The following is a 15,058-nucleotide window of genomic DNA, read 5'->3' on the forward strand; positions in this document are numbered from 1 at the left end:
AAGGAGACAGCGTTGACGACCCTCTCGTTACCGGCCGCCACCCGCGGTCGGGCGGCGCCCCGCCGGCGCCTGGTCATCCTGGCGGTGGCCGCCCTCGCCGCCGGCCTGCTGCCGGTGCTGGTCGACCCGACCCCGGCCAGCTCCGCGCCGGACCGGTCGGGCAACCCGTGGACCCGGCTCGCCGACGGCTCGACCGCCGCCCGGTCCGCCGGGCCCGTCGACATCCAGGCCGAGCGGTTCACCGGGTACGCCCTGGACCGGGCGAGCCTCGCCGCCACCCTGGACCGGGCACCCGAGGAGCGGGCCGGTGTCGCACCGGACCGGTCCCTGGTGGTGGTGCTGCCCGCCCCGGACGGCACGTTCCAGCGGTTCGCGCTCGTCGACTCGCCGGTGATGGCGCCCGGCCTGGCCGCCCGGCACCCGGAGATCCGCACGTACACGGGCCGGGGGCTGGACGACCCGAGTGCGACGGTCCGGGCCGACCTGACCCCGCTGGGCTTCCACGCCTCGGTCCGCTCCGAGCACGGCGTCTGGTACGTCGACCCGTACAGCCGGTCCGACCAGGGCCGGTACGCCAGCTACTTCGTGCGGGACACCACGAACCCGGACGAGGCGTTCGTCGAGCGGGAGGACGTGGCGCACGCCGCCGGGGAACTCGCCGACGACATCGACGCCGCCCCGGAGCCGGCGGGCGGGGACGTGACGCTGCGGACGTACCGGCTGGCCCTGGTGACCGACCCGTCCTACGCGACCTACTTCGGTGCGGCGAACGTGACGGCGGCCAAGGTGACCCTGGTGAACCGGGTGACCCAGATCTACGAAGACGAGACGGCGATCCGGCTGGTGCTGGTCGACCAGACCGAGAAGACCAACCTGAACACGCCGGCGGAGGCGATCGGCGCGGACGGGCCGTGCGGTGCTGCGCCCTGCTACACGGCGGCGCAGCTCTCCTCCTGCGCCAGCGGCACGCTGAACCGCAACAACATCGTGCTCGGCCAGCTCGTCGGCGCGTCGAACTACGACGTCGGGCACATCGGGCTCGGGGTCAACGGCGGCGGCATCGCCGGGCTGGGCGTGGTCGGCGGGGCCAACAAGGCGCGCGGCTGCACCGGCCTGCCGACCCCGGTCGGCGACTTCTTCGCCGTCGACTACGTCTCGCACGAGATCGGCCACCAGTTCGCCGGCAACCACACCTTCAACGGCACCCAGTGGAACTGCTCGGGCGGCAACCGCAGCCCCGCCAACTCGTACGAGCCGGGCAGCGGATCGTCGATCATGGCGTACGCCGGCATCTGCCAGCAGGACAACCTGCAACCGCACAGCGACCCGTACTGGTCGCAGCGCAGCTACACCGAGATCACCAGCTACATAACCGCGAACCGGCCGGCGGTCAACGAGGTGCAGAACGTCTCGCTGCGCGGCTTCGACACCGACGGCGACTCGTTCACGCTCACCTTCGGCGGTGCCGAGTCGGCGCCGATCGTCCGGGGCGGCAACTACACCGCGGCCGGGATCAGGGCGGCGATCGAGGGAATTCCGGGCTGGCCGGCCGGCGCCACCGTCACCGTCGGGCCGTTCGGCGGCACCAGCACGCTCGACGACACCGGCTTCCAGGTCACCTTCTCGGGAGGACCGGTGGCGGCGGTGAACGTCGGCGCGCTCGCCGTCAGCGGCACCAGCGGGGCGGACGGGTTCGTCGGCGAGACGGTCAAGGGCGGCCCGATCGACAACGGCGGCTGGCGGGTCGAGCAGACCGGCAACAGCGCCCCGGTGGTCACCGCCCCGGCGTCGTACACGATTCCGGTCCGTACCCCGTTCGCGCTCACCGGCAGCGCCACCGACGCCGACGGCGACACGGTGACGTACCTCTGGGAGCAGAACGACCGGGGCGGCGTCAGCGGCGGCAGCACCGCCGGCACCGCGCTGGTCAGCAACACCAAGACCAACGGCCCGCTGTTCCGGCAGTTCGGCACGGCGGCGATCGTCAGCCCGACCGACACCCTGGAATACCACTCCCCCGGACTGAACGCGGTGGGCACCGACCCGACCCGGGTCTTCCCGGACCTGGCGCAGGTCGTCGCCGGCAACACCAACGCGAAGACCGGCGGCTGCCCGGCCGCGCCGCCGCCACCGACCAGCGGCGGGGCCAGCAACGTGCCGCCGGAGCTCGTCGACTGCTACTCGGAGTTCCTGCCCACCGCCGACTGGGTCGGCTTCACCGGTGACCGGACCATGCACTTCCGGCTCACCGCCCGGGACGGGCACCCGGGCGCGGGCGGGATCGGCAGCGCCGACACCGCGCTGACCCTGGCCCCGGCCGCCGGGCCGTTCCTGGTCACCTCGCAGGCCACCGCCGAGACGCTGACCGGCGGCGCGGAGCTGCCGGTGAGCTGGGACGTGGCCGGCACCGACGCCGCACCGGTCGGGGTGGGCGAGGTGCGGATCTCGCTCTCCGTCGACGGCGGAAAGACCTTCGGGTACGTCCTCGCGGAGCGGACCGCCAACGACGGCGCCGAGACGGTGACCCTGCCGAACGTCGGCGCCAAGGCGGCCCGGATCAGGGTCGAGGCGGTCGGCAACGTCTTCTTCGACCTCAACGACGCCGACCTCGCGCTCCGGGCCGCCCCGAAGGTGACCCTCGACGGGCCGGGCGAGGTGTTGACGGTGCAGTACAGCGACCCGCTGCTGCCCGAGGTGCGGATCACCGCCACCGACCCGGACGGCGGGCCGGGGCAGCTCACCGCGACCGCCACCGGACTGCCCGCCGGACTGTCGCTGGGCGGCAGGACGCCGGAGGACCCGGACGCGACAGGTGCGGCAGCGGTCTGGGGAGTCGTCGGCAACAACCGGGCGACCCCGGGCGACTACCCGGTGACGGTGACGGTCACCGACCAGCACGGGCTGGCCGGCACCGTCGCCTTCACCGTCCGGGTGGTGCCGGAGGCGGCCGAGCTGGCGTACACCGGCGACACGCTGGCCTCGACCGGCTCGGGCGGGCACGCGGAGGTGCTGCTCCAGGCCACCCTCCGGGAGACGTCGCCGTCCTCCGGCGCCGAGCCGTGGCCGGGTGACGTCTCGACCGCCACGGTGACCTTCGCCGCTGGTGGCCGGACCCTCTGCACCGACGTACCGGCGCCGCTGGGCACCGACGACTTCGCGGCGGTGTCGAGTTGCCGGGCGACCCTGCCGGCCGGCAACTCCGAGCTGACCGTCACGCTCGGCGGCAACTACGCCGGCAGCACGACGGCCCGGGTCGAGGTGGCCCGGCCGGGCACCACCGTGGTGCTCGGCGGTGGCACGCTGACCCCGAGCCGGTCGGCCGGGGCGTACCCGGTGCAGCCGAAGTCCGCTGTCGACTTCAGCGTGCTGGTCGCGCAGACCCGGCTCGGCGGCACCGGCACCACCACCGTCGGGTTCCGCTCGGACGGCCGGCGGTACGAGATCCGCGGCGTCGGGCTCGACTCGTTCGGCGTACGGTCCGGCGGCGGCACCGACCGCCTCGACCTGCGCACCCGAGCCGGCCTGTACGACGTCACCGACCCCCGCCGCCCGGTCACCGTGGCCAGCGGGCTCAGCCTGCGGATCACCGGCACCGACCGGGGCCTGCTCAGCGGTAGGGACGGCATCGCGGTCACCCTCATCGACGGCGACCGGCTGCTCCTGTCCACCGACTGGACCGGCCTGACCACCCAGGAGACCACTCTGACCAACGGAACCCTCCTGATCCTCTGAGCCACCGGCGGATTCCAGGGGCCCTTCCCAACTTCCCAGCGCGAGCTGCTCGGGACCGAGAGGGGCCTCTGGTCCACTCGCCGCAAGACGGGTGCGGGCCGGCCGGCATACATCCGGCACGGAGACTGTCGAGCTGCCCCGTCTGTGCGCCCACCCCCGGGAGCACAGACGGGGCAGCTCGACAGTCTTCACATCTGATACTCCCCAGCCGACCCGCTCGTACCGTGACCGGCCATCAGCTCAGCGTCGGCGGGGTACCCAGTGCAGGAAGCGGGTGGTGAGCAGGGCGGGGTGGACGTCCGGCAACTGTTGCAGGGCGCGGGCGAGGTGGCCGCCGAGATAGACCATCAGCCCGACCCGGTCACCCCGGAACCCGGTCAGCAGTGCCAGCCGCGCCTCCTGGCACGGCCAGTCGTCGCCGCAGGCCCGGCACCGGTACGACGTCTGCCTCGGCACGTGCCGCCGCCAACGCTCCTCCGGGCCGATCACCGCTACACCCCGCCGACGCTCTCGGCCCGCCGCACGCGTTCCGGCCGCCGCACCGTCCGGTCACTCCACATCGGATCGCGGGTGTTCCGGGCCCTGGCCCGAGCCGGCAGCGCCGCCGACGCCGACGGGACCAACGACGTTGCTGACGGCAACGGCGGCAACGGCGGAACCACCGGCAGGTACGGCATCGGGACCAACTCGATCGAGTCCGGGCAGCGCCAGCGGAATCCGCACCGGCAGTAGCGCCACAGCCGACGCCAGTCCCGCCGGTGCGGCGGCCGTGGACCGGCCAGGATGCCGACCAGACCCCGACAGAGCCTTCTCATCACGTACCTCCTCGGCTGGCTGGAGGGGAGCCGGTCTCAGTGGGGGGAGCTGAGACCGGCTCCCGGTGCGAGTTCCACCCGGGCGCGAGCGGTCACCGAGCGGTCCTGCTGCTGCCACTCTCGGTGCCCCCACAAGCGCCATGCAACGGTCTAAGCTGATGCATCCCGCGCTAGTCGTCCCTTTTTCACAATCCACCGGAAACAGTCCGAAGATCGATCGACTTATTGCTCCAATCTGAGACAGGAGGTGCGGCGATGACGGATGTGGGATCGTCCATCCCGCGCAGGCAACTGGGCCGGATCCTGAGGCAGGCTCGCGAGCAGGCCGGCCTCTCCATGGAGGCCGCCGGCACCGACCTCGAGTGGTCACGCTCCACGATGTACCGGATCGAGGGCGGCCAGGCTGCGGTCAAGGCGCGGGACGTCGAGGCGATGTGCCGGCTCTACGGCACCTCGGACGAGATGACCGAGGCGCTGAAGAAGCTCGCCGCCGAGACCAAGGCGAAGGGGTGGTGGCACGCCTACGGCGACACCCTGCCGGCCTGGTTCGAGCTGTACGTCGGCCTGGAAGCAGCCGCCGCACGCCTCCGCCACTGGGAACCCGCCACGATCCCCGGCCTGCTCCAGACCAGGGAATACGCCGAACACCTGCTGCGGTCGCACCCCGACATCCCGCCCCGCGAGGTCGGCCGGCTGGTCGAGGTGCGGATCGAACGCCAGAAGATCCTGACCCGCAGGAAGCCCGAGCCACCGCGCCTGGAGGTCATCGTGGACGAGGGGGTGCTACGCCGGCAGGTGCCGGGCATGGGGCGGCAGCTCACCCACCTGCACGCCCAGACCGCCGCAGGGGTGGCGAGCGTCCGGGTCGTCCCGCGATCCGCGCCGCCGAGCTTCGCCCTGACCGGCGGGCAGTTCATCATCCTGGAGTTCCCGTCGATCGGGCTCCGGACGCCCGAGCCCACCACCGTCTACAGCGAATCACTCACGGGCGCCCTCTACCTCGACAAGCCGGCCGAGGTCGCGACGTACGCTAAGGCATGGAGGTCGCTCGAAGAGGTGGCGTTCGATCTGTCTCGGTCGGCCGACCTGATAGCCGCGATCGCCAAGGAGATGAGCGATGACTGACCAGTCCGGTGCCGAGTGGCGCAAGTCCCGCCGCAGCAACGGGTCGGGCGGCGCTTGCGTCGAGGTCGCCGACAACCTGCCCGGCGTCGTGCTCGTCCGGGACACCAAGGACCGCGAGGGTGGCACCCTGACGTTCGCCCCGGCGACCTGGAGCGCCTTCGTCGACTTCGCGAAGCAGGCTCCGGTCGAGGGATGACGGGGGCCGGGGTGGGTACCCGATCGGGATGAAGACGTCCACCCTCGTCGGGACCGGGCTGGCGACCGCGGCCACCGCCGCCGCCGGCTCGATCGCCACCGACCCGAACTCCGCCTGGTACCGGTCGCTGGACAAGCCGGCATGGCAGCCGCCGCCAGTGGCGTTCCCCGTCGTCTGGACCCCGCTCTACGCCTCGATCGCGTTCGCCGCCGCCCGCGCCCTGGACGCGACAAGCAGTGCCGCGCAGCGTCGCGGGCTTCGCCGGGCGTACGCGATCGATCTGGTCCTGAACGCCGGTTGGACGGCGCTCTTCTTCCGGGCCCACCGGCCCCGGCTCGCCCTGGCCGAGCTGGTCCTGTTGAACGCCGCCAACGCTGCGCTGCTGCGCCGGGCCTGGCGGGCGGACCGGGTGGCCGGGGCCACTCTGCTGCCCTACCTGGCCTGGACCGGCTTCGCCACCGCCCTGAACACCGCGATCGCGCTCCGCAACCCGGGCCGCTGACCCGGACCGCCGAACCGGGCCACCGAACCGGACCGCCGAACCGGGCGCTGACCTGGTCGGAACCGGTCGACGGCTGCCCGGCGTACCAGGAATTGGGCAGCAGGGGCCGGCGCGGGCCGGCATCGGGTATGGTTCGCTGCGTGACGCGGTCGTATCGATGGTTTAGTCAGCCGGCTCAGGAGCCGGTGACTCGGCCATGACCTGACGTCACCAGAATCCAGCAGAGCCGGCTGAAGCAGGGACATCGTCCCTGCTTTTTCCATGTGACCAGCCGGCTCGGCTCCCGGGTGCCGGCCCCGGGGCGGCGGTCGGCAGAGGGAGCCTCGACGATGACCACCACCGGAATGGGCCGGGTCAGCGACCAACGCATCGACCGGGTCGTGCCGCTGACCACCCCGGCGCTGCTGCACCACGAACTGCCGCTGGGCGAGGCGTTGGCCAGCGCCGTGCTGGACGGCCGACGATCCGTCGCCCGGGTGCTCGACCGGGCCGACGACCGGCTGCTGGTCGTGGTCGGGCCGTGCTCGGTGCACGATCCGGCGGCGGCCCTCGACTACGCCCGGCGGCTGCGGGTGGCGGCGGCCGAGCACGCCGAGGACCTGCTGGTGGTGATGCGGGTCTACTTCGAGAAGCCGCGCTCGACCGTCGGCTGGAAGGGCCTGATCAACGACCCGGGGCTGGACGGCTCCGGTGACGTGAACGCCGGGCTGCGGGCCGCCCGCGCGCTGCTGCTGGACGTACTCCGGCTGGGGCTGCCGGTCGGCTGTGAGTTCCTGGACCCGATCACCCCGCAGTACATCGCCGACACGGTGGCCTGGGGTGCCATCGGCGCCCGTACCGTGGAGAGCCAGGTGCACCGGCAGCTCTCCTCCGGGCTCTCCATGCCGATCGGGATGAAGAACCGTCCGGACGGCAGCGTCGGCACGGCTGTCGACGCGATCCGGGCGGCCGGGGTGCCGCACGTCTTCCCCGGCATCGACGTCTCCGGCGCTCCGGCGATCATGCACACCCGGGGCAACGCCGACTGCCACCTGGTGCTGCGCGGCGGCCGGGGCGAGCCCAACTACGACGCCGAGTCGGTGGGGCGGTCGCTGGCGCTGCTCCGGGCGGCCGGGCTGCCCGAGCGGCTGGTGATCGACGCGAGCCACGACAACAGCGGCAAGGACCACCGCCGGCAGCCCGTCGTCGCCGCCGACGTCGCCCGGCAGATGGCCGACGGCCAGCGCGGCATCGTCGGGGTGATGTTGGAGTCCTTCCTGGTGCCGGGCCGGCAGGACCTCGACCCGACCCGGCCGCTGGAGTACGGGCAGTCGATCACCGACGCCTGCCTCGGCTGGCCGGAGACCGAGCAGGTGCTGGCGGACCTGTCGGCGGCGGTCCGGGCCCGGCGGGTGGCGGCACCTGCCGGTAACCCCCACTGACCTGCGGGTTCGTCGACCCGACGGGGCGGCGGCGGAGTCGGCGGCGGGCGTTCCGGGCCGCCGTCGACACCTGCGGGTGTGACGTAGCAGTCAGTTGCGAGATCCACCGCGACGCAACCGTGCCGTTCGGTGCGGCGTCTGGATCAATAGGGCGAAAGGCGCGCGTACGGTTGTGCTCGCGCCGGCCGCCCCGCCCGCGACCTGCTCCGATCACCCAGAGGTTCACGCGATCATGCCGAAATCCCGTCGACGCGGCCTGACCAAGGCCGGCACCCTGCTCACCTGCGCCCTGCTCGCCGGAGTGGTGGTCGCCGGGGCGGCCTTTCCGGCGGTGGCGATGTCCGGGCTCGCGGCGAAGGCCGGAGCCGACTCGTTCAAGGACCTGCCGACCGAGCTGACCGTGCCGCAGGTGCCGGAGGCGACCCAGGTCTTCGCCGCCGACAACAAGACCCTGATGGCGACGTTCTACGACGAGAACCGCCAGGACGTCGGGTTCGCCGACATCGCCCCGGCGATGCGGAACGCCATGATCGGCGCCGAGGACCACGCGTTCTACCGGCACAACGGGATCGACGTGAAGGGTTTCGTCCGGGCGCTGGTCTCCAACTTCACCGGCAACTCCCGGCAGGGCGCCTCGACGCTGACCATGCAGCTCGTCCGGATGTCGATCACCTACGGCGCGACCGACCCGAACGACGTGGTCGCGGCCAGCGAGGACACCAACCCCCGGAAGCTGCGCGAGATGCGGCTGGCGGCGGCGCTGGAGAACAGGCTGACCAAGGACGAGATCCTGGAGCGCTACCTGAACATGGCCCCCTTCGGCCACGGCACGTACGGGGTGGCGGCGGCCAGCCGGTTCTACTTCGGCAAGGAGCCGAAGAACCTGACCGTGCCGGAGGCGGCGATGATCGCCGGGCTGGTCAAGTCGCCGAGTTACTACGACGCGCTGGACACCGACGGCCCCGGCTACGCCCGGACCGTGCAACGCCGTGACTGGGTGATCGGGCAGATGAAGGAGATCGGGGCGATCACCGAGGCGGAGGAGGCGGCGGCGCTGGCCACTCCGCTCAAGGTCAAGGGGCAGCGGCCGACGAACGGCTGCACCAGCTCGGTGCACAACGACTGGGGCTTCTTCTGCGACGCCTTCTACCGCTGGTGGATGGACCAGGAGGCGTTCGGCGCCACCTCCTACGACCGGGAGCGCCGGCTCAAGGGCGGCGGATACCGGATCGTCAGCACCCTCGACCCGGCCGTGCAGCAGGCGGCGTACAAAAACGTCCAGCAGTACCTGCCGACCGGGCGGAAGGACGCCCTGATGGTGGCGGCCGTCGAGCCGGGCACCGGCCGGATCCGCGCCCTGGCCACCAACCGGACCTTCGGGCTGGACGACCCGGCGAAGCCGAAGAACCCGATCTCCAGCAACCCGAAGCAGAAGGACGCCGGGCTGCGGGCCAGCTATCCGCGTACCACGAACCCGCTGTTGACCGGCGGCGGCGGGGTGCACGGCTACCAGGCCGGTTCGACGTTCAAGATGTTCACCATGGTGGCCGCGCTGGAGCAGGGCTACCCGCTGAGCCTCAGCTACAACGCGCCGAACCGCTACCCGTCGAAGTACACGGCGGCGGCCGGCACCGAGTCGGCCTGCCCCGGTACCGAGCGGTGGTGCCCGAGCAACGACAACGAGGGCATGGCCGGGATGCACGACATGTGGAGTGCGTTCGGCCGCTCCGTCAACACCTACTTCGTACCCCTGGAGGAGCGGGTCGGGGCGGCGAAGGTGGTCGACGCGGCGCAGCGGCTCGGCATCCGGTTCCGGGAACCGGGCGAGGCCGCCGTCGCCGCCGACCCGGCCCAGGCCGACGGCTGGGGCTCGTTCACCCTCGGCGTCTCGGCCGCCACCCCGCTGGACCTGGCCAACTCGTACGCCACGCTGGCCGCCGACGGCACGCACTGCGAGCCGATCCCGGTGCAGGAGGTGAAGGACCGGACCGGCACGGCGCTGGACATCGCCAAGCCGCGCTGCGACAAGGCGGTCGACCCGGAGGTGGCTCGGGCGGCGGTCGACGCGGCCCGGTGCCCGGTCGGCGACCAGTCGGCGTACGGCAGGTGCCGTGGCGCGACCGAGGCGGACGCCCGCCGGGTGGTGGGACATCCGGTCGCCGGCAAGACGGGTACCACCGACAGCGACCGGACCGCGTCCCTGGTGGCCATGACCACCACGCTCTCGGTCGCCGGCATCATGGCGAACCCGGACTGGCCGGAGACCACCACGAACATGGACCACGACAAGGTCAACCCGGCGGTCTACGAGACGCTCGCCGACGCGATGAAGGGCAAGCCGAAGAAGAACTTCCCCAAGCCGACCGAGAAGCTGGTCTACGGGGACCAGCGGTCGGTGCCCTTGGTCACCTGCCGCTCGGTCGACGAGGCCAGCACGATGCTGCGGAACGCCGGCTTCAAGGTCGAGGTGGACCCGAACCGGGTGCCCTCGAACTGCCCCGCCGGTGCGGTCGCCGGCACCGACCCGTCCGGCCGGACCGTGGCCGGCGGTGTGGTGATGCTCCGGGTCAGCAACGGCCAGCCCGCGGCGGGCGGTCCCGGCAGCGGCCAGTCCCCGGGCGGGGGCGGCGCGGCCGGGGAGACTCCGGCCGACCGGCCCGGCCGGCGCGGCTGACGCCGGGTTCCGGGCGCTTGACCCGCGCGACCGGTGGGGCCGGAGATGGGTACGCCGCCCATGGCGAGGCCATGGGCGGCGCGGTGTCGGTGTGCAGGTCGCCTCTCGGCGAGTGGCACGACGCGGCTCCAGCCGGACGGTATTCCGCGAAGGCAATAGGGTGAGGCCCGGGGACACTGGACACACCGACAGTCCTAGTCAACCTCGGATCCGGGTCCGGTGTTCCGTACTCGGTCGTGACGCACGTCACGCCCCTGTCCCGAGTACGGGACAGGTCGTTTGGGCGATTCGGCACCGGGTAGCTGATCAGGCGTGACCGACCCAGCGAACCCGGCCGACGCAGCGGACCCGGCCGACCCGGCCGAACCGGCAAGCCCGGACGGCTCGACCAGTCCGGAACTCGACGCCCTGCTCGACGACATGTACTCCGGTCAGGAGCGGGTGACGCAGTCGGAGATCCAGCGCCGGGCGGTCGCCGCCGACGTCTCCGCCGAGCTGCTGACCAGGATCACCGCCCTTCCACAGGGCGAGTACGCGGCCGACGAGGTCGCGGACCTGCTCGGCGGCACCAGCGGCTGACCAGTAGGGCACGCCGCCCGACGGCGACGACGGGAACACCAGCGCGGGCCTGTCCCGCCAGGATCAGGATCAACGAGGAGAGCACCGATGACCGAAGACGACCGGCAGGCGCGGGGCCGTCTCGCTCCGCTCGGCCAGCCACCCGACGAGACGGATCCGCAGGACGACCCGGACTTCACGAACGAGCACGACAAGACGGCGGTGGACGAGGAGATCATCACCGACAGCGACACCGAGCGGGAGCCGGAGTCGCCCCGAGGCTGGTCGGGCATGCAGCGCTGACCCGACCCGTCCACCAGCACGCCGTGCGCCGCCTGCCGTCCCTAGTGGGGGCGAGAGGCGGCGCGTTGCGCGACGGCGTAACCCATCTGGAGGAAGTCGGAGGCGGCCACCGCGGTGAAGGCGGTCGCCACCAGCCGGGTCAGCCGGGGTGCCAGCACCAGGCCGCCGGTCAGCCCGGTGGCGACCCAGACCGCCAGGCAGAACGGGCAACTGAGCAGTTCGCCGACGGCGTGCTTGGTCGAGCTGCCCTGGTCGCGTACCTGCTCCATCACCTCGCCGCTGCCGATCGGCCGGTCGTACCGGGTGAACGGCGCCCGCAGCGGGCTGGTCACGGCATCTTTCGACAGCAGCCGGCTGAGCTTGTGGGTGGCCACCGACAGCAGTACGACGTCGGCGGCGCTCGGCCGGTCCGGAGCCCGCCGCCCGGTCGTCTTCGCCGCGGTGGCCAGCGCCAGCGCCACTCCGGCGTAGGTGCCCATCGCCGCCAGGTAGCCGCCGAGCGGCCGGTGCTCGTCGGGCGCGTACGCCTTGCGCAGTCGCGCCACCCTGTCCCGTACGTTCATCCCGCCTCGTTCCGCGTCGCGGCTGTTCCGCACCTTCGCCAGTGGTTGTCCGTTCAGCCCGGGGTCAGGTTGTCGTCGACCTCCCGGGCGAGGCTGGCCAGCGACTCGTCGGCGATCTCGTCCAGCCGCCGCTGCGCCGGGTCGGCCGCCAGGTCGAGCCGGACGACGGCTCCGCCGGCGTCGACCGGGGACACCTCCAGTTGGGCCGACCAGTCCGACGACCCGGTGTCGCCCCAGTTCGCCCGCAGGTCGTCGGCGACCAGTTCCGGCCCCGGCCGACCCTCGGCGCGCAGCGGCTCGGGCAGCCAGGCCGAGACCCGGTCCGGGTCGGTGGCGGTGCTGAAGACCACCTCGGGCGGGGCGGAGAAGCCGCGTTCGGCGCTGGCGCTCACCATGCGCCGTCCCGCAGGCGGCTGGGATCCACCTCCCGGCCGGGGTGTCGGGTCAGGTACTCGGTCTCCAGTTCGGCGGTACGCCGCAGGTGGTGGCCGAGCGCGGTGTCGGCGGCGTGCCGGAGCGTGTCCAGCCGGGTCCGGTGCAGGCTGTGCATCTCCCGCAGCAGGTCCTCGTCGCTCAACTCGGCCGGGTCGACGCCGAGGATCTCCTCCTCGGCGGCCACGAAGTCGCTGGCCGTGCCGCCGTGCCGGACCGGGTCGCCGTCCCACTGGCCGATCCGCTGCTCGGGGCTGGTGTCGGTCGGCAATCCGGTGCCGACCGGAGAAAACTCGTCGTGACGTACTGATTCGGACATCGTCGCCCCCGATAGCTCGTTTGGGTTGACGACTAGACGGTTGCCCAAACCGGGCACCGCCAAACCCGTCCGCGCGCCCGCCCGCCGGCCCGACACTACGACGCCGCGTCGGAGATGGCGCCCGGCTCCCGGTACCCTCGTGGGCATGAGACGGCTGTGCACACCGGCGTGGATCGTGCGCCACGTGCTCACCGTCGCACTTGTCGTCGGCTTCCTGGCCCTCGGCTGGTGGCAGATCAGCCGGGCCCTGAACGGCAACGCCCTGAGCTGGGCGTACGCCGTCGAGTGGCCGATCTTCGCCGGGTTCGTCGTCTTCCTCTGGGTGCGGGAGGCCCGCTACACGCTGCGCGGTGGCCGGCCGCCGGGCGCCGAGCCGGCCGCCCCGCCGCCCCGGCCGACGACCCCGGGGGTACGCCGACCGGTGCGCACGGCCCGGCCGCGGCTGGCCGCCGTCGGCCCGGAGGACCCGGCGCTGGCCGAGTACAACCACTACCTCGCGTGGTTGAACGCCAATCCGGGCGCTCGACCCGCCGACTATCCCGGCCTGGGCCGGCAGCAGGAAGGATGAACCGTGGGCGCAGCCCTGACCCGCTACCGTGTGGTCGCTTACGTCGTCGGCGTCGTGTTGATCGCGCTCGTCGTGGTGGGCATGCCGCTCAAGTACCTCTGGGACGATCCGGTGGTGGTCGAGACGATCGGCCCGGCACACGGCTTCCTCTACATGGTCTACCTGCTGGTCACCTTCGACCTGGGGCGCCGGGCACGCTGGCCGCTGGGCCGGATGGTGCTGGTGATGCTCGCCGGGACGATCCCGTTCGTCTCGTTCTTCGCCGAGCGTGCGGTCACCCGGCAGGTACGCGAGCCGGAGCCGGTGGCCGGCTGAGCCGCTGGCCGGGGCGGCTGCCGGTGGGAGCCGCCCCGGATTCGATTGTTCGACCAAATGTCTCTGCGATATGTGCGGTCACGCGGTCCGGTCGGGGTCGCCGACCGGACCGGAACGTGAATGAATCACGTGATCGGGTTTGGATTCACGCTTCGCGGAGCCCGGCCACGAATGCCCGCCAGGCAACCGTGCCGAACAGCAGCGACCGCGCGGGATCGACCGAGTCACGGACGGCTGCGCCGTGCCCGACCCGAGCCACCTCGACACAATGCTGCGATTCGCATCGACTGCTCTTCCGCCAGTCGAGCTCGGCGGAACCAGTCTGTGACATGCACCCTCCCCGGCACTAATACTGTTGCGGCAGATGCCGCGACAACGGACAGAGGCTACCCGTCGCCCGCCATTCCGCACAGGCCGGAATACCCGCGATTATGATGCGGTGTAGACAATGGACACGACCGGTGATGACGTCGTCGCGGCAAGCACGGACGCTGGTGGAACGCAGCCGTCCCGTGTAGCCTGCACAAAAGTCTGGCATTCTGGCAGCTGGCCGGTAGCCAGGTGGCAGGTTGCCGGGATCGGAATCAGCCGAATCCACCCCTCGCTCGGCCGCCGGGGCGCCGTTCGAAGGGAGCGTTCGGCGATGACTACGGCGTACGGCCCGACGGTAGGTCGCCGCAAGCTCCGCTCGGCGATCCGCCGGGCCCGGGAAGCCGCCGGGTTCACCCAGGAGCAGGTGGCCGTCGCGATGGACTGGTCACTGTCCAAGCTGATCCGGATAGAGGCGGGGTACGTCTCGATTTCCACAAACGACGTCAAGGCACTGCTCGACCACTATCAGGTGCGCGACCCGGATCAGGTCGCCGAACTCGTCCAGTTGGCCCGGGTGTCCCGACAGCGCACCTGGTGGTCGCAATACCGCGACGCGGTCCGGCCCGCCTATTATTCGTACATCGGGCTGGAGGCGGAGTCTTCGGAACTCTATTTCTACCAGTCCGTCGGCATGCCCGGACTACTCCAGACAGCGGCGTACGCGCAGGCGGTGCTCAGGACGACAATTCCCAAGCTGGACGATCCCGACGAGGCACGGGCCTCCGTCACTTTGCGTCTGCGTCGTCAGCAGGAATTGCTCGGCCGGGCCGATCCGCCGAAAATCGTGGTGGTCTTCGACGAGGCGGCGCTGCATCGGCAGACCGGCGGCCCGGCAGTGATCCTGGAACAACTCCGGCATCTGGTCGAACTCGCCGAATCCGGTCGGATCACCGTCCAGGTGCTGCCGTTCATTTCCACGATCTACACCCCGCTCGGCCAGTTCGTGATCGTGCGCTTCGCCGCCGAGGAGGACGCCGACGTCGTCTATCTGGAGAGCACCGGCCTGGAGGACGTGATCGACGATGCCGACGCGGTGACCGCGCACCTGCGTACCTTCACCGGGCTCCGCGAGGCGGCGCTGACCCCGGCCGACTCCCTGCGCCGGATCGCCGAGATAGCCGCCGCCCTCGCCGGCTGAGGCGGCGAGGGCGGCGCACCGCTCC

At 71.9% G+C, this 15,058-nt stretch carries 17 protein-coding genes; 11 read left to right on the top strand and 6 right to left on the bottom strand.

Annotation, left to right across the window (positions count from 1 at the left end; translation table 11 throughout):
* The first annotated feature begins 12 nt into the window (after positions 1 to 12).
* On the top strand, positions 13 to 3,732 hold the full coding sequence (locus O7626_RS26705; RefSeq protein ID WP_278063832.1) for a M12 family metallo-peptidase: 3,720 nt from the start codon (positions 13 to 15) through the stop codon (positions 3,730 to 3,732).
* A 240-nt stretch (positions 3,733 to 3,972) separates the two neighbouring features.
* On the opposite strand, the gene O7626_RS26710 is transcribed toward O7626_RS26705, so the two are convergent.
* Positions 3,973 to 4,221, bottom strand: a complete 249-nt coding sequence (locus O7626_RS26710) for a flavin reductase (RefSeq protein WP_278063833.1) — start codon at positions 4,219 to 4,221, stop codon at positions 3,973 to 3,975.
* Positions 4,222 to 4,223: 2 nt separating this feature from the next.
* The gene (locus O7626_RS26715) at positions 4,224 to 4,547 is read right to left on the bottom strand and encodes a hypothetical protein (protein WP_278063834.1); all 324 of its coding nucleotides are present in this window, start codon (positions 4,545 to 4,547) and stop codon (positions 4,224 to 4,226) included.
* A gap of 255 nt (positions 4,548 to 4,802) precedes the next feature.
* Here O7626_RS26715 and O7626_RS26720 point away from each other — a divergent pair, with 255 nt between their 5' ends.
* From O7626_RS26720 to O7626_RS26750, 7 genes are all read left to right on the top strand, one after another.
* A complete protein-coding gene (locus O7626_RS26720) occupies positions 4,803 to 5,672 on the top strand; it encodes a helix-turn-helix transcriptional regulator (RefSeq protein WP_278063835.1) in 870 nt (289 codons plus the stop codon).
* Positions 5,665 to 5,868 carry a DUF397 domain-containing protein gene (locus O7626_RS26725; protein ID WP_278063836.1) on the top strand — a complete coding sequence of 68 codons (204 nt, stop codon included), beginning with the start codon at positions 5,665 to 5,667 and terminating at the stop codon, positions 5,866 to 5,868. The genes O7626_RS26720 and O7626_RS26725 overlap by 8 nt, the downstream gene beginning before the upstream one ends.
* Before the next feature lie 28 nt (positions 5,869 to 5,896).
* Complete coding sequence (locus O7626_RS26730) at positions 5,897 to 6,370, top strand: TspO/MBR family protein (RefSeq protein ID WP_278063837.1); 474 nt, start codon at positions 5,897 to 5,899, stop codon at positions 6,368 to 6,370.
* 329 nt (positions 6,371 to 6,699) lie between these two features.
* On the top strand, positions 6,700 to 7,791 hold the full coding sequence (locus O7626_RS26735; protein ID WP_278063838.1) for a 3-deoxy-7-phosphoheptulonate synthase: 1,092 nt from the start codon (positions 6,700 to 6,702) through the stop codon (positions 7,789 to 7,791).
* A 232-nt stretch (positions 7,792 to 8,023) separates the two neighbouring features.
* A complete protein-coding gene (locus O7626_RS26740) occupies positions 8,024 to 10,465 on the top strand; it encodes a penicillin-binding protein (protein ID WP_278063839.1) in 2,442 nt (813 codons plus the stop codon).
* A 312-nt stretch (positions 10,466 to 10,777) separates the two neighbouring features.
* Complete coding sequence (locus tag O7626_RS26745; RefSeq protein ID WP_278063840.1) at positions 10,778 to 11,044, top strand: hypothetical protein; 267 nt, start codon at positions 10,778 to 10,780, stop codon at positions 11,042 to 11,044.
* 87 nt (positions 11,045 to 11,131) lie between these two features.
* Positions 11,132 to 11,326: a hypothetical protein gene (locus O7626_RS26750; protein WP_278063841.1), complete on the top strand. Its 195-nt coding sequence runs from the start codon at positions 11,132 to 11,134 to the stop codon at positions 11,324 to 11,326.
* A 41-nt stretch (positions 11,327 to 11,367) separates the two neighbouring features.
* On the opposite strand, the gene O7626_RS26755 is transcribed toward O7626_RS26750, so the two are convergent.
* From O7626_RS26755 to O7626_RS26765, 3 genes are read right to left on the bottom strand one after another with little or no spacing between them, the layout of a single operon-like run.
* Positions 11,368 to 11,889 (bottom strand): DUF1360 domain-containing protein, encoded by a 522-nt coding sequence (locus O7626_RS26755; protein WP_278063842.1) that lies wholly within the window; start codon positions 11,887 to 11,889, stop codon positions 11,368 to 11,370.
* Between the two features lie 53 nt (positions 11,890 to 11,942).
* Positions 11,943 to 12,284 carry a hypothetical protein gene (locus O7626_RS26760; protein WP_278063843.1) on the bottom strand — a complete coding sequence of 114 codons (342 nt, stop codon included), beginning with the start codon at positions 12,282 to 12,284 and terminating at the stop codon, positions 11,943 to 11,945.
* On the bottom strand, positions 12,278 to 12,640 hold the full coding sequence (locus O7626_RS26765) for a DUF6158 family protein (protein WP_278063844.1): 363 nt from the start codon (positions 12,638 to 12,640) through the stop codon (positions 12,278 to 12,280). Before O7626_RS26765 ends, O7626_RS26760 begins: the two co-directional genes overlap by 7 nt.
* Positions 12,641 to 12,785: 145 nt before the next feature.
* Here O7626_RS26765 and O7626_RS26770 point away from each other — a divergent pair, with 145 nt between their 5' ends.
* Together O7626_RS26770 and O7626_RS26775 are read left to right on the top strand one after the other, a co-directional pair.
* Positions 12,786 to 13,208: a hypothetical protein gene (locus tag O7626_RS26770; protein WP_278063845.1), complete on the top strand. Its 423-nt coding sequence runs from the start codon at positions 12,786 to 12,788 to the stop codon at positions 13,206 to 13,208.
* A gap of 3 nt (positions 13,209 to 13,211) precedes the next feature.
* Positions 13,212 to 13,523 (top strand): DUF3817 domain-containing protein, encoded by a 312-nt coding sequence (locus tag O7626_RS26775; protein WP_278063846.1) that lies wholly within the window; start codon positions 13,212 to 13,214, stop codon positions 13,521 to 13,523.
* 145 nt (positions 13,524 to 13,668) lie between these two features.
* Here O7626_RS26775 and O7626_RS26780 read toward each other — a convergent pair whose 3' ends face one another.
* On the bottom strand, positions 13,669 to 13,854 hold the full coding sequence (locus tag O7626_RS26780) for a DUF397 domain-containing protein (RefSeq protein WP_278063847.1): 186 nt from the start codon (positions 13,852 to 13,854) through the stop codon (positions 13,669 to 13,671).
* Positions 13,855 to 14,166: 312 nt separating this feature from the next.
* Here O7626_RS26780 and O7626_RS26785 point away from each other — a divergent pair, with 312 nt between their 5' ends.
* Entirely contained in the window at positions 14,167 to 15,033 is an 867-nt protein-coding gene (locus O7626_RS26785) for a helix-turn-helix transcriptional regulator (RefSeq protein WP_278063848.1), read from the top strand.
* The last annotated feature ends 25 nt before the right edge of the window (positions 15,034 to 15,058 follow it).

The sequence above is a fragment of the Micromonospora sp. WMMD1102 genome, from assembly GCF_029626265.1.
In the GTDB taxonomy this organism is placed as follows: Bacteria; Actinomycetota; Actinomycetes; order Mycobacteriales; family Micromonosporaceae; genus Plantactinospora.